This window comes from Pseudoalteromonas sp. SR43-7 (assembly GCF_014163785.1).
Classification (GTDB): Bacteria; Pseudomonadota; Gammaproteobacteria; order Enterobacterales; family Alteromonadaceae; genus Pseudoalteromonas; species Pseudoalteromonas distincta.
Genome location: NZ_JACJDY010000003.1, coordinates 44,652 through 59,510 on the forward strand (window position 1 = coordinate 44,652; position 14,859 = coordinate 59,510).

The 14,859-nt window shown below is 37.7% G+C and carries 12 protein-coding genes; 9 read left to right on the forward strand and 3 right to left on the reverse strand.

Translation table 11 applies throughout. The features are described from left to right. Nucleotides 1-58 precede the first annotated feature (58 nt). From H5087_RS02845 to H5087_RS02880, 8 genes are all read left to right on the forward strand, one after another. Nucleotides 59-4,822: a PAS domain-containing protein gene (locus tag H5087_RS02845; protein ID WP_182671092.1), complete on the forward strand. Its 4,764-nt coding sequence runs from the start codon at nt 59-61 to the stop codon at nt 4,820-4,822. Between the two features lie 12 nt (nt 4,823-4,834). Then, nucleotides 4,835-5,317, forward strand: a complete 483-nt coding sequence (locus H5087_RS02850) for a GNAT family N-acetyltransferase (protein WP_002958990.1) — start codon at nt 4,835-4,837, stop codon at nt 5,315-5,317. A gap of 79 nt (nt 5,318-5,396) precedes the next feature. Further along, on the forward strand, nt 5,397-5,903 hold the full coding sequence (locus H5087_RS02855) for a hypothetical protein (RefSeq protein ID WP_182671093.1): 507 nt from the start codon (nt 5,397-5,399) through the stop codon (nt 5,901-5,903). Between the two features lie 22 nt (nt 5,904-5,925). After that, entirely contained in the window at nt 5,926-6,537 is a 612-nt protein-coding gene (locus H5087_RS02860; RefSeq protein WP_182671094.1) for a superoxide dismutase, read from the forward strand. A 74-nt stretch (nt 6,538-6,611) separates the two neighbouring features. Next, a complete protein-coding gene (locus H5087_RS02865; protein WP_182671095.1) occupies nt 6,612-7,964 on the forward strand; it encodes a DNA-3-methyladenine glycosylase 2 family protein in 1,353 nt (450 codons plus the stop codon). Continuing rightward, a complete protein-coding gene (locus H5087_RS02870; protein WP_182671096.1) occupies nt 7,964-8,434 on the forward strand; it encodes a methylated-DNA--[protein]-cysteine S-methyltransferase in 471 nt (156 codons plus the stop codon). The genes H5087_RS02865 and H5087_RS02870 overlap by 1 nt, the downstream gene beginning before the upstream one ends. Nucleotides 8,435-8,506: 72 nt before the next feature. Beyond that, nucleotides 8,507-9,301, forward strand: a complete 795-nt coding sequence (locus H5087_RS02875; protein ID WP_182671097.1) for an amino acid ABC transporter substrate-binding protein — start codon at nt 8,507-8,509, stop codon at nt 9,299-9,301. A 93-nt stretch (nt 9,302-9,394) separates the two neighbouring features. Next, nucleotides 9,395-9,979 (forward strand): thymidine kinase, encoded by a 585-nt coding sequence (locus H5087_RS02880; protein WP_182671098.1) that lies wholly within the window; start codon nt 9,395-9,397, stop codon nt 9,977-9,979. On the opposite strand, the gene ltaE is transcribed toward H5087_RS02880, so the two are convergent. Beyond that, nucleotides 9,962-10,966 (reverse strand): low-specificity L-threonine aldolase, encoded by a 1,005-nt coding sequence (ltaE, locus tag H5087_RS02885; RefSeq protein ID WP_182671099.1) that lies wholly within the window; start codon nt 10,964-10,966, stop codon nt 9,962-9,964. The two genes, H5087_RS02880 and ltaE, sit on opposite strands and share 18 nt — an antisense overlap. A gap of 40 nt (nt 10,967-11,006) precedes the next feature. Then, complete coding sequence (rlmF, locus tag H5087_RS02890; RefSeq protein ID WP_182671100.1) at nt 11,007-11,939, reverse strand: 23S rRNA (adenine(1618)-N(6))-methyltransferase RlmF; 933 nt, start codon at nt 11,937-11,939, stop codon at nt 11,007-11,009. Nucleotides 11,940-12,067: 128 nt separating this feature from the next. Here rlmF and H5087_RS02895 point away from each other — a divergent pair, with 128 nt between their 5' ends. Next, nucleotides 12,068-12,970, forward strand: coding sequence for an alpha/beta fold hydrolase (locus H5087_RS02895; RefSeq protein ID WP_182671101.1), 903 nt, complete (start codon nt 12,068-12,070; stop codon nt 12,968-12,970). A gap of 267 nt (nt 12,971-13,237) precedes the next feature. Here the strand turns inward: H5087_RS02895 and H5087_RS02900 are convergent, their stop codons facing one another. Further along, nucleotides 13,238-14,671 (reverse strand): sulfotransferase, encoded by a 1,434-nt coding sequence (locus tag H5087_RS02900; RefSeq protein WP_182671102.1) that lies wholly within the window; start codon nt 14,669-14,671, stop codon nt 13,238-13,240. Nucleotides 14,672-14,859 lie beyond the last annotated feature (188 nt).

Genomic DNA, 14,859 nt, shown 5'->3' on the forward strand with positions numbered 1-14,859 from the left:
ATATTTAGTGCATTAATGTAAGTAATATTAAATGATTATAAGTTGCTGGATATTAAGCATGCACAAAGGTTTAAACTTTGGTGAATTAACAGGTAAAGGACAGTCTGTTCGAAGTAAGTTAATTATAACCTTTATAATTATAGCCTTAGGGCCACTTTGTATACTTACTTGGTTTAGCCTTGGACATGTAAATAGCACGCTTAAGCAAAATGCAGACGCTGAACTTAACGAGCTTAATAATATAGGTAAGCAATTTGCTGATATTTGGTTTGCAGAGCATGTTAAGGATCTATATTTGCTTAGGGCGCAGTTTGATATTAGCCCGACTAAAAAACAACAATTAATAGCGCAATTTGTTGAGCAGTACGACTTTGTTAATAATGTAGAACTTATTGATGTAAACCTCGTTAAATCACTACCTTCATCTCCCTTTATTAATATTATTAAAGATCAACGTTTTAATAACATACTCTCTGGTATTAAAAATACAGGTAAAATCCAATTTCAGTCAATGACAGTCTCAGGGCGTGAGTATCATATTATTGGCTTACCGTTAGTAAATACCGAAAATAAGCTACAAGCTATATTGCTCGCAGATATAAATTTAAACGGCTTATTAAATAATCTAAGTAAAATACACGCTGCAAATAAAGACATAACATTTTATGTTATGCATAATAATAAAATTCAAAAAAATAATAATTCAGAAGATTCTCAACCATTATTTTTCTCTCAAAACGGCTCCCCAATGCAACGTGTCTTTTCTTACAGTAATAAAAATGAAGAGACTTTATACGGGTATATTGATTCTCTAGAGTTTTTAAATGAATCTGGATGGCAGTTACTTGTAACAAAACCAAAAGAAGTTGCACTACAAGGTGCTAATTTTTATAAACAGCTTGCTTTATTAACAAATGCGGGGGCATTACTGCTTATATTAACGTCATCGTGGTGGTTTGGGCGTCGACTTTTTAGACCTTTAATTAACTTAGCTAAAATTGTTGAAAGTATTACAAAAGGAGACAAGGTAAAAGTCCCTGTAATAAACGACAGTATTGAGTTTAACCAGCTTTCATTGGGTTTACGTAATTTAGTAGCCGTAAAAGAAGAGCAACAAAGTATATTACAAAAGCAACGCTCTGCACTTCAAATTGCATTAAAACAATTAGCCGAGCAAAAAAGTGCATTAGATGAACACGCTATTGTTGCTGTAACTGATTTGCATGGCACCATCACTTTTGTAAATAAGAAATTTTGTGAGATTAGTGGCTACGATGAACACGAATTAATAGGTCAAAACCATCGCCTTTTAAATTCAGGAAAACACGAAAAAGCATTTTTTAAAAATATGTATAAAACGCTTAAACGTGGTGATATATGGAACGGGCAAATATGCAATAAAGCTAAGCATGGTGGCATATATTGGGTAGATACGACAATTGCACCATTTTTAGATGAAAATGGAAAACCGCAAAACTATATTGCTATTCGTAATGACATTACAGCCCTGAAAGTACAAGAGCTAGAGCTTGAGCAACACAAAACACAGTTACAGCTAGTGATAGACTCAACAGCTGTGGGTATTTGGGATTGGTATATTGATACTAATAAAGTGACGTTTAATAACCGCTGGGCCGAGATAATAGGTTACAAACTCAGTGAGATTGAGCCTTGTACTATAGATACTTGGTATAAATATGCTCACCCAGACGACTTAGTGATATCAAATAAAAAACTTCAAGAGCACTTTGCCGGTGAGACTGACTATTTTGTTAGTGAAGCCCGCATGAAGCATAAAAATGGACATTGGATATGGGTACTCGATACTGCAAAAGTAGTTGAGTGGAATACCGATGGCTCTCCAAAACGTATGATAGGTACGCATTTAGATATATCAGAACGAAAATCTACAGAGCTTGAGCTACAAGGAAGCCGCGATAGGTTTGAATCTTTGGTATCAAATATCCCTGGCATTATTTATCGATGTAAGTTTGATAATAAATTAAGCATGCTTTATATGAGCGAGCAAGCGAGTGGAATAACAGGTTATTCACCTGATGAGTTGATACATGATGAACCCCCCAGCTTTTTTGATTTGATATGCGAAGACGATTCTAAAAAAATAAAAGATGAAATTCTACGTTGTGTTAGCGCTAAGCAGTCATGGTCTGTTGAGTATAGGATTACAGCCCGCGATGGCTCCTTACATTGGGTAAATGAAAAAGGCCAAGCCATTTACGCAGATGATGGCAGCATATTGTATTTAGATGGATTTATTTTTGATATTACAGAGCGTTACAATACACAGTTAAAAATAAATCGTCAGCAAAGCCTACTTGAATCAATGAGTAAGCAAGGGCAGATTGGCGCATGGGAGATGGACTTAGATGCGCATACACTTTATTGGTCTGATGAAGTTAAAGTTATTCACGAAGTACCAGAGGACTTTGAACCGAGCATAGATACCGCTATTAACTTTTATAAACCAGGCATACACCGAGATACTATAAGTACCTTATTTGAGTGCGCAGTGACTTTAGGTGAAAGCTGGAGTGTAGAGCTTATTATTTTGACCTATTCTGGGCAAGAGCGTTGGGTTAAATCGATGGGCCAAGCTGAGCTTAAAGACGGTAAATGTGTACGTGTGTTTGGTTCATTTCAAAGTATTGATGCACATAAACGACTTGAACTTGAGAGCGAAAAAGCAAATCGTTATAACAAAAATTTAGCCGCGCTTACAGTCGCACCTGAGGTGCAAAATAGTGATGTAGAACAGGTTAAAAAGCTAGCCGTTAAATCTATGTGTGAAGTGCTAAATGTTACACGTGCGTCGGTATGGATTTTTAACGAAAAACGAGATGTGATGACGTGTCATTGCTTATATATAAATGGTCAAGGGTTTGTAGATACCGACGCTATTTTAACTGCTAAAGACTACCCAGCTTATTTTAATGCTATTTATAAACATAATTTAGTGGCTATTGATGATGTTTATACTCACTCAGCAACTGTTGATTTTATTAAAGTATATGTAACACCACTAAATATTAAATCGATGCTTGATGCTGTAATTGCAACAGGCGATGGTAATTTAGGTATTTTGTGCGCTGAAACAGTAGGCGAACATCACAACTGGACGCAAAGTGAAGAAACGTATCTTCGCTCATTAGCTACTTTAGTGGGAAGCACTTTAGTTTCTCAAAAACGAAAAGTAATTAGTGAGGAGCTAAAAGTAGCACTTGTAAAAGCTGAAGATGCAGCCATTGCTAAGAGCCAATTTTTAGCAACCATGAGCCATGAAATTAGAACGCCAATGAATGGCGTACTCGGTATGCTAGAGCTTGTTCAATTAGAGTCGTTATCTAAACCAATAGAAACAAAAGTAGATATAGCCAAAAAAAGTGCACATTCTTTATTGGGTGTAATTAATGATATTTTAGATTTCTCTAAAGCTGAAGCAGGTAAAATCGAGCTTGAAGAGATTAACTTTAATGGACGTGATTTAATTGGTGAAGTTGCTGCCGCACAAGCATTTACAGCTCAAGACAAAGGTATTGAAATTATTTTGGATCTGGTAGCGCTAGAGCCTTCGCAGTTATGCGGCGATCCTGGGCGCATTCGCCAAGTTATTACTAATTTATTAAGCAACGCCGTTAAGTTTACGAGTCAAGGCGAGGTTGTTGTAAGCGCGAAAATTAATAAAGTAGCTCAAGGTATAGAGTTTGTTGTAAGTATAAAGGACTCAGGCATAGGAATTAGTTTAGAAAAACAAGAGCAATTATTTACCCCTTTCTCTCAAGTCGATGCATCAACAACGCGTGAATATGGAGGCAGTGGCTTAGGGCTGGCTATTTGTAAGCAGCTTTGTGAACTAATGGGGGGAGCTATCTCTCTCACTAGCGAAGCCGGTAAAGGGAGTACTTTTACTGCCACTATAATGCTGACTCCGGGAGATCAAAAAGAACGTTATATTCCTAATATTAATATGGAAGAGCTAACCGTTTTGGTTGTTGATGATAACGAGACAAATCGAATTGTAATTTCACAGCAGCTTGAGCACTGGGGCGCTAAGGTTGCGCTTGCATGTGACGCACGCGAAGCTCTTGATATGTGCGCGCAGCAGTATAAAAGTAACAATTGTATGTATGATATTGCAGTGCTTGATATGCAAATGCCAGGAATGGATGGTATAGAGCTGTGTAAAGCACTAAAAGCACATGAACATTATAAATCAATGCCACTTGTAATGATGACCAGTATTGCTGGTATGGAAGGTGCGCAGCGCTATTCTAATGCAGGCTTTCAGGCATATTTCCCCAAACCTGTAACCACTGCCGATTTAATTTCTGCACTGTCAGTCATAACAAGTAATGATTCAGATGAGACACTCCCACTTGTTACTTCAGGCTATATTTCCTCTCTTAAAAAAGAAAAGGTGCAGGAACCTACCCAAATATTACTTGTAGAAGATAATCCAATTAATCGGCAAGTGGCTACATTAATGCTCAAAAAGCTTAATTGTGACGTTACAATTGCCGAAAATGGTCAATTAGCGATAGATATATTGGAGTCTCACGATTCTGGTTTCTTTAAGCTCGTTCTTATGGATTGCCAGATGCCTGTTATGGATGGCTTTGCTGCAACTGCAGCTATACGTAAAGGTATGGCGGGTATACAACACAAAAACATTAGAATCATTGCTATTACGGCTAACGCAATGGACTCTGATAAAGAGCGTTGTATAACCGCTGGAATGGATGACTACTTGAGCAAACCGATTCAATTAGATATTTTAAAAGATAAATTAGAGCAGTATATTTAAGGTAAAAATACAATGAGCCAACCCGTTATAATACGTGATGCAAAACCAAGTGATGCAAAAACAATTTTGCACTTTATTACCGAACTTGCCATATATGAAAAAGAACCGGATGCAGTAAAAACAGACGAGCAGGCTATTTTAGATACGCTGTTTAGCGATGGTGCTACTGCGCACAGCATAATTTGTTTAGAAGGTGATGAGCCAATTGGTTTTGCGGTCTATTTTTATAATTACTCTACATGGTTAGGTAAAAATGGCCTATACCTTGAAGATTTATACGTAAGCCCAGATAGCCGTGGCAATGGTGCAGGTAAAGCCATTATGAAGCACTTAGCTAATAAGGCGATTAGTAATGACTGTGGTCGTTTTGAATGGGTAGTGCTTGATTGGAATAAACCCGCTATCGATTTTTACAATAGCATTGGTGCAAAGCCTCAAAACGAATGGATAATATATCGCTTAACGGGGCAGGAATTACTAGACTTTGCTAAATAGTTAATGAAAATCATTTGCATTTAGGTTTGTGGGTGTGTAAGTTAACTACACGCCCATAAATAAACGTGCAGATGATTATATGATCTCAAATCAAAAACAATCCCACTCAGATTTACTTTGTCTTGATCAAGCATTAAGCCCTTGGCAGTCGAATATAATGCAAGGTAATTATGCATTTGAACAAGGTGCACTTCTCGAAGCCCGCGATAAATACTTATTAGCTAAAACACTTGCAGATCATCTTCTTCAGCAGTTTTTATATGCTCAGATTAATAACAATGTCATCCATGCTATTGAGCATTGCATACCCGCACTTGTTGTTGCGTCGCATAATTTAGCTGATACCTATATAGCTTTGCAACAGCCTGAAAATGCATGCAAATGGCTATGCGAAGTACACTTAACACTCTGTTCGCTAATTAAGCATACTCATTACGATATACAAAAAGTGAGTAAGCATCATTACACTAAAACGTCCTCTGAACTTGTATTATTTGCAAGACGCTATCATTTTTTACCTGAGCTAATAGAGCAAGTGAATTTTTGCTTATGCTCAGAGAGCACTACAAACAATCAACTGCACTAATTTAAAAGAAAAAGGAGTATTTATGGCTTTTACTTTGCCTGCACTTAACTATGAGTACGATGCGCTTGAGCCTCATATTGATGGTAAAACAATGCATATTCACCACACATTGCATCATCAAACGTATATCAATAAAGCCAATGCTGCTTTAGCAGATACTGTTTATGCAACCGCAAATGCTGAAAAATTACTTAAGGGAATAAACAGCCTGCCTAGTAATTTACAAAAAGCAGTACAAGAGCATGTAGGAGGGCATTTTAATCACAGCTTATTTTGGCAAGTAATGAGCCCTCAAGGAGGAGGTGAACCTGAAGGTAGTGTAGCCCAGGCAACAAATGAACAGTTTGGCAGTTTTGATAAGTTTAAAGACCAATTTACTGCTGCTGCAATTAATCAATTTGGCAGTGGTTGGGCGTGGCTATGTGTGACCCCAGATAAAAAGTTGATTGTAGAAAATAGTGCTAATCAAGATTGCCCTTTAATGCAGGGAAATACCCCTATTTTGGGACTTGATGTATGGGAGCATGCCTACTATTTGAAGTATCAAAATAAGCGTCCTGACTATATTGCTGCTTTTTATAATGTAATTAATTGGACTGAAGTTGAAAAACGCTATCTAGCCGCAGTAAGTTGAGTGCCGAATATGGCTAGTAATACAGTTTATTTTCTATAAGCTAGGCTCTATTAGATTAATTTATAGAGCCGTTTATGGACACTTCACATTGGCAAAAAGCACGTCAGAGTCGCGATCCTCGTTTTGACGGGCTTTTTTACGTAGCGGTAAAAAGTACCGGTATATATTGCAGACCAATTTGCCCTGCACCAACGGCTCACGAAAAAAACGTTGCTTATTATCAGTTTGCCCATAACGCGGCGCAAGATGGTTTTAGGCCCTGTATTCGTTGCAGGCCCGATAGTGCCCCTGGCAGCGCAGCATGGCAGGGTACAAAAACGACTGCACTAAGAGCAAAACAGTTAATAGATCAAAATGACGAGCACGACTGCGAAAAATTAGCAGCTCGTTTAGGTATAAGTAGTCGTTATTTGAGGCAGTTGTTTAAGCAGTATTTTGGCGTGTCGATTACGCAATATCGATTATTTAACCAATGCCACTTTGCTAAAAAACTGATTCAAGAAACACATTTACCCCTTACCGAAATAGCGTTTTCCGCAGGTTTTAAAAGCATTAGGCGCTTTAATGATGCATTTTTACAGCAGTTAAATATAGCTCCCTCGAAGCTGCGCAGTGGCGATAAAAAGCCAACGTCAACACTCATTTTAACCCTACCATTTAGGCCGCCTTATAATTGGCCTGCTTTGCAGGGCTTTTTACAAAGGCGCTTGATAAAACCAATGGAGTGGATAACACAAACGAGCTACGGGCGTACTTTTGCAAGTGATAAATATAAAGGAAGCTTTAACGCTGAATTTATAGCTAATAAAAACCACTTTAGTGTATCTATCAATATAGACAATACGGCGTACTTACAACCTGTTATAAATAATATACGCCGTGTGCTTGATTTAGATGCCGATATTAATTTAATTGAAACGCATTTAAGCGCCAATATAAACAATGCGTTTACAGTGTGTGAAGGGCTCAGACTTCCGGGGATTTGGTCAAGTTTTGAAGCCGGTATAAGAGCTGTACTTGGGCAACAAGTGAGTGTTACTGCGGCGCATAATTTAGTAACAAAGTTAGTTGATGAATTAGGCGAAAAAGAGGGCGATGCCGTTTATTTTCCTACGGCTAAAATTGTTGCTAATAGTGATTTTGCATTTTTTAAAATGCCACAAGCACGCAAAAATGCGCTACACAACTTAGCCCAGTTTTGTGCACTAAATCCTGAAAATGACGATTTAGACGAATGGCTTAGCTTAAAGGGAATTGGCCCATGGACAGTAAATTATGCAAAGCTGCGAGGACAAAGCCAACCCGATATATTACTTGATGGCGACTTAGGTGTTAAAAAAGCTCAAGCGGCGGCAAACCCTTTTGAGCCTGCTAATTGCGCTCCCTTTCGCTCTTACTTAACGTTTCAACTTTGGCAGCAATTATAATGATCATTCAAACATCAATTTCGAGCCCTATAGACGACATAATTATTCAAGCGACTGATAAAGGTGTGAGTTACGTTGGTTTTTATCCACCAGTTGAATACTCTTATACGCCATTTGAGCAAGTTACTAACAAGGCGGTGCTTATTTGCGCTGCGCAGTTAAATGAGTACTTTGCAAAAAAACGCACTATGTTTGATGTGCCACTTGATACAACCGGTACAGTATTTCAGCAAAGTGTATGGCAAGCACTATTAACTGTGCCTTTTGGACAATCGCAAACATACGGCTATATTGCTAACCAACTCAATAACCCAAAAGCAGTGAGGGCAGTAGGCGCTGCTAATGGTAAAAACCCGATTAGTATTATTGTACCGTGCCACCGCATTATTGGCGCAAATGCAAAGTTAACGGGCTATGCTGGTGGGCTTGAAAGGAAACTGTGGTTGCTGAAACACGAAGGATTAATGTAAATTAATTGATAAAATATAGCCAGTCTGCTTAACTCAACCTATAATTTAAATAATCAACTAATAAAAATTATTATGCGTATTAATAGCTTAGTTTACTTTTTTATTGCCAGTTTAATGTTTACCGCTACTGCGTTTAGCAAGCCGCAAAGTCTCGTGTTTTGTTACGAAGACAAAAATATAGCTCCTATGTTTTTAGGTGATGGCCAAAATATACCAACAGATAAACCTGGTGCATCAATCGAAATACTTCAAAAACTTGATTTAGCATTGCCCAATGTAGCAATATCATTTGTTAGAAAGCCATGGCGTAGATGCTTAAACGATTTAGAATTTAATCGAGTTAATGCTGTTATTGCAAGTTACCGCAAAGGGCGAGAAAACGTTGCTGTTTACCCTGTTGATGAGCAAGGTAAGTTACAAGATGACTACGCAGTAAGTGAATTTGGCAGCTGCCTTATAGGGCGTTATAAATTTCATAAGGAATGGGAGTCTCGTGAAGTATTTCAAAATAAAGCATTTACGATCGCTATTCCTAATGGTTATGGGCTAAATAGCGCGTTAAAAGAAGAACCATTTTTTATTCATAATACGTTTTCTAAAAGCAAAGCTTTTGAGTTGCTAGATAAGGGGGTAGTGCAAGCGAGCGTTGATCTATGCCAAGTAGATGGCTTAAAAGTGTCGAGTTATCCGTATGAGGGTAATAATGTTAAACCTATTTATCCCCCTTACGAAACCAGCCATGGTTACCTTGTATTTTCAAAAAAATTCTACGAAGAAAATAATGCTCTAAGCTTGCAAATGTGGCAGTGGTTATCAAAATTTGAAAGTGCACCTGTGTATATTAAATACTTACAAACACTTAAATAAACAGGCCCTGACAAAATAAAATTCGCGTTTGTAAATTGGTATTAATTTAATATTAAGGTAGCATAAGCGCACTTTTTATAAAATGGCACCGCAATGGCTCAATTATACTTTTACTACTCTGCAATGAATGCAGGTAAATCAACCACGTTATTACAATCTGCATTTAATTATAAAGAACGTGGTATGGAACCTGTGATCCTGACTGCTGCCATTGATGATAGACAAGGCGTGGGTAAAGTATCGTCTCGTATTGGTTTGCAAGCTGATGCGCATGTATTTGATGCTAGTAAAGATGTTTTTGATCTTATTCAATCACTCAATAATGATAAAAAGCGCCATTGTGTGTTAGTTGACGAGTGCCAATTTTTATCAAAAGAACAAGTAATGCAATTAACCGATGTGGTTGATGAACTCGGTATACCGGTATTGTGTTATGGCCTGCGTAACGACTTTAGAGGCGAGCTATTTATAGGGTCGCAATATTTGCTTGCGTGGGCTGATAAGTTAGTTGAGCTTAAAACTGTTTGCCACTGTGGACGTAAAGCAAACCATGTACTGCGTACCGATGAAAATGGCGAAGCAATAGCCGATGGTAAACAAGTAGAAATTGGCGGCAATGACCGATATGTTTCGGTATGCCGCAAACATTATAAAGCCGCGTTAAATATGGGCCGATAAAGCATTTAAAAATGTATCAATATCTTCGCGGGTTATATCTAAATGCGTAACTAGCCTAAGCTGCTTGCTTGGGCTAAATAATATGCCTTGTTGTTTAAGCGCTTCAGCAATATCTTCAATATTTATACTGCTACTGTATGTTGCGTAAACCATATTAGTGGTGTTAGTCATATCGACAGTAAAACCACTGATTTCACTTAATTGTTGAGCCAAATAACGTGCATTTTCATGATCGTCTTTTAAGCGCTCTACATTGTGCTCAAGTGCAAACTGCCCGGCAGCTGCAAGCATTCCGGCTTGGCGCATACCGCCACCAAGTACTTTTCTCCATCGTCTTGCTTTATTAATAAGTGCTGGTGAGCCTAATAATAAAGAGCCTACGGGCGCCCCCAAACCTTTAGATAAACAAATAGAAACTGAGTCAAAGTGCTTTGTAATTTCAGTGATATCAACTTTTAGCTCAACAGCGGCATTAAAAGCACGTGCGCCGTCTAAGTGCAGCGCTAAACTATGCGTATTAACAAAGTCACGTGCTTGGGCTAAGTACTCAAGCGGGAGTACTTTTCCGCCAATGGTATTTTCTAAGCTGAGCAATCGCGTTTTTGCAAAATGGCAATCGTCTGGTTTTATAGCCGCCGCTATTTTACTAAAAGGGATGCTGCCATCAGCTTCGTTTTCAATAGGCTGTGGTTGCACAGACCCTAATACAGCTGCGCCACCACCTTCAAACTTATAATTGTGAGCATTTTGGCCACAAATGTATTCGTCACCTCGCTCACAATGCGCCATTATTGCAAGTAAGTTGGCTTGTGTGCCTGAGCTGCAATAAAGTACGGCTTCAAAATTAAAACGCTTACACGCATAGGCTTCTAGTTGGTTAACGCTTTCATCATCACCATATACATCGTCACCAACCGGTGCGTTGTACATAATATCGCGCATTTCTTTTGTTGGTTTTGTAACTGTATCAGAGCGAAAATCTATCATGATTGCCTTATCCTTTTTATTATTTTTAATAAAATTGGTATTAATCAAGCTCGCTACAAATTTGCTCACGAGTGGCTTTATCAAAGTAGGTCCATGCAATAAAGCGGCTAATTTTTTGACCTTGTGCCATATCAACAATTTTATACTGTGCTATTGGGTGAGCTTTTAATACTTCTTCAAGGGCTGCAATATTATCTTTTTTAGAGACTAACGATGTAAACCACAGTACTTGCTCTGCAAAGTCTTCGCTTTCTTTAATCATATTAGAGATAAACTGTACTTCACCGCCTTCACACCACAATTCATTATTATGGCCACCAAAATTAAGCGTGCTACTGGGTGTTTTTCCTAAGTTTTTCCATTTACGTTCACTGCCTTTACTTGCCTCTTCTTCACTTGCATGAAACGGAGGGTTACAGAGCGTTAAATGGTATAGATCTTTTTGATTTATAACGCCTTCAAAAATATGTGATGCGTTTTTTTGTTGTTTTAGGGTTATTTTTAAACCATTAAACTGGGCTATTTGCTTTGCTATTTTTACTGAGGCTGTATCAATATCAGTCCCAGTAAAATGCCATTTATATTCACTTGTACCAGTAAGCGGATAAACTAAATTAGCACCAGTACCAATATCAAGTACTTTAATTTGCTTACCTAAAGGTATTTGTTGTTGGTTATCATCACTTAATAGGTCGGCCAAGTAGTGAATGTAGTCAACACGCCCAGGTATAGGCGGGCATAAGTTGTGCTCGGGAATATCCCAAAAATCAATATTATAATGTGCTTTTAAAAGAGCTTGGTTAAGTGTTTTAACGGCTTTGTTATCACTAAAATCAATACTTTTAGTCCCTGCAGGTGTGGTTATAACAAAGGGCAGTAGAGCAGGATGCTCTGTTGTTAATAAATCGAAGTCGTACCCATTTTTATGTAGGTTACGAGGGTGTAATTTTGAACGTGCTTTATTTTCTTTCATGGCTTCATTTAAACAACAGATATGATGTGGTGATTGTAACAAATGCTGATGAGTAAAGTGCAGACATTTCCTTTGGTATATTTAATATTACTGGTAGGATGAGTTGAAAATAATAAAAAGGAATAACTGTGGCAATTTCTCAGCAATCAATAATAGTTGATTTAGACTCTCAGCAAACTCTTCATTTACGCCGTATTAGCGATGAAGATCAGCAAGGGCCTATCGTATTTTTTATGCATGGGGCAATAGAAAACGGTAAGATTTTTTACACGTACTCTAATAAAGGACTTGCCCCTTTTTTAGCTGAGCATGGGTATAGATGTTATGTGGCTGATTTACGTGGCCGAGGTGATAGCAAGCCAATCATTTCGAGCGAGTCCGAATATGGACAAACTGAGTCTATCCTAGAAGACATCCCTGCCTTTATTAAGCAAATAGAGTTGATTGAAGGCAAAAAGCCAGACTACTGGGTTGCTCACTCTTGGGGTGGGGTATTGATGAACAGCGCGTTTGCACGTTTTCCAGAATATATTAACGACGTTAAAGCATGTGTGTATTTTGGCTCTAAGCGTTCTTTATTTAATAATCATCCTCAAAAATTATTACAAGCCAATTTAATTTGGTATTTTATGGCGCCTTTACTTGCTAAAAAACATGGCTATTTAAATGCTAAAGGTTATAAGTGGGGCAGCGATAACGAAACTCAAAAGTCGCATTATCAAAGTATGCAATGGGCTAAAAAGAAGCCATGGATAGATTCTGATGATAATTTTGATTATGCAAAAGCGCTAAACAACCTGCATTTACCGCCAACGCTTCATATTGCTGCGGTAAAAGATAAAGCATTAGCGCAACCAATCGATATTCAAAAATTTATGGACGAATCGGGGCTAGGCATTCAACAAATGCAAATTTACGGTCGTAAACACGGGCATAATTCTGATTACGATCATATTAATATGCTTACCCACCCAAGTGCGCGTGATGATCAATTTAAAGATTTACTTAATTGGTTTAAAGTACATCTGTAAGGGCCTGTTGACCTTTCAGGATTAAAATTTGTTCAATCCAAGGAAGATTTAATCACGGCGCGAAGTTTGTAACCTAGTGGGCTAAGTAAAAACCGAGCAACAAAGAGTTAATCGTCCCTAGAGAGAACCCAAAGGGCAGTGGATGTTTGGTCTTTATGCTGCGTTATCGCCTATTTATGGGGAACAACCACACTACATAGGCTCTGCCTTGCCTAAATACCAAACAGCCTACTGCAAATTTAACCTCGAAAGATAAGCAGGCCCTAATTAATTCTCATCAAGTAACTTTAAAAGAGGTGTTTTGTAACGCCCCCACTTAGCGATTGCGGCATTATTAATAGGTTGGCGAATAGCATGTTTACTCAAGGTCGTTACCGGTGTTTTTTGTTTATAAAACGCTAAGCAGCGCTCTTCAAAATGACAGTTTAAAAAACCAAGTAACTGCGTTAGCTGCTCTTTTGGGTTACTCACTAAATCTTCGTAACTGACATCATAAATTGGCATCTCTTTAAAAGAGTGCCAATGGCTCATCAATTTTTCATACAACTTATGATAAAGCTTAAACTCAGGTAGTGAGCAAAAGTAAGGCTCGTTTTCAGCAAAGTAATTAGTGAAGATAGAAAATGCAGTGGCATTAAAATCACGACTTAAATTTATAAATTTAGCATTTGGAAATAGAATATATATAAGTCCGAGCGACTGATAGTTACTCGGTAGTTTATTTATTATAAAAGGTCTGATGGGCGATGCTGTTTTTAATGTTGTGATATACAGCTCGCGGGCTTTTTTGATTAAATCCGGCGTTAAATGTGCTAAACATTGCGGGTAAGTCACTCCCGTTTTTTGTTCGATAAAAGCAACTGCGTTATTACTAATACTCGTGCTCTCTCCTAGGCTCGAAAACTGACTATGGCTTGCCAACATTTGCTCCACAAGGGTAGAACCACTACGAGGCATGCCAATAACAAATACAGGCGTGATATTACCCGTAAATTTTTTATCGGCAGGGGCTATAAATTCCTCGGTGTTGTATTTTATTATTTCATCGTAAAAAGGGATTAAATCTCTAGTGTTAAATTCACTTAATTTTTTTTGTAATTTATTCGCCAATATAAAATAATTAAATGCTTGCTCGGTATCCTCAAGTGCATCGTAACTGTTTGCTAATGCGTAGTAACACACCATTTTTAAACGTAAATTACTCGTTTGAGTTAATAAGTGGTGCAAATTACTTACATAATTATGTTCTTTATCAAAGCGACCTAATTGTACAAGTTCAAATAAAATATAGGCTGTTACAGGGTATACACCAATGCTGAGTGCATGAGCAAAAGTTGTATGAGCTTTATCTAACTCGCCATGTGTTAAATAGTGCTGTGCTAAGTAATAATGAGGTTCTGGATTATGACTTGCTAATTTTTTTGCGTATTCAAGCACCGTTAGTGCATCGTTTGGCGAATGAACACCGTTAAATGCATCAGCAAGGGCATGTAATGGTTCAAGCATATGAGGCAAGCGCTCACAAGCTTTTTGGAGTAGGTATACGCCAGCGTCGTAACGTTCTAGTCGTAAGGCAATTCTGCCTAAGCCAAATAAAGCCTCACCATTTTCAGGGTTACTATTTAAAATTGCTTTAAAATGTAACTCGGCTTCTTTGAGTTTATTTTCTTGCAGTAGTTGGTTGGCTTTTTCAAGTAGCATAGTTATACCAATTTTATTAAAAAAATAATCATTCTATCGCATTAAATAGCGTACTCACTGCGTTAAAAATTATTCATATAGAGCAACTATATATCATAGTTTTCGCCTTGTAATTACGCTATTTTCTGAGCGCTATAATAGAACACTTATTCAATGCAATTGGTATTGTTCATTATTATTTTTATTAA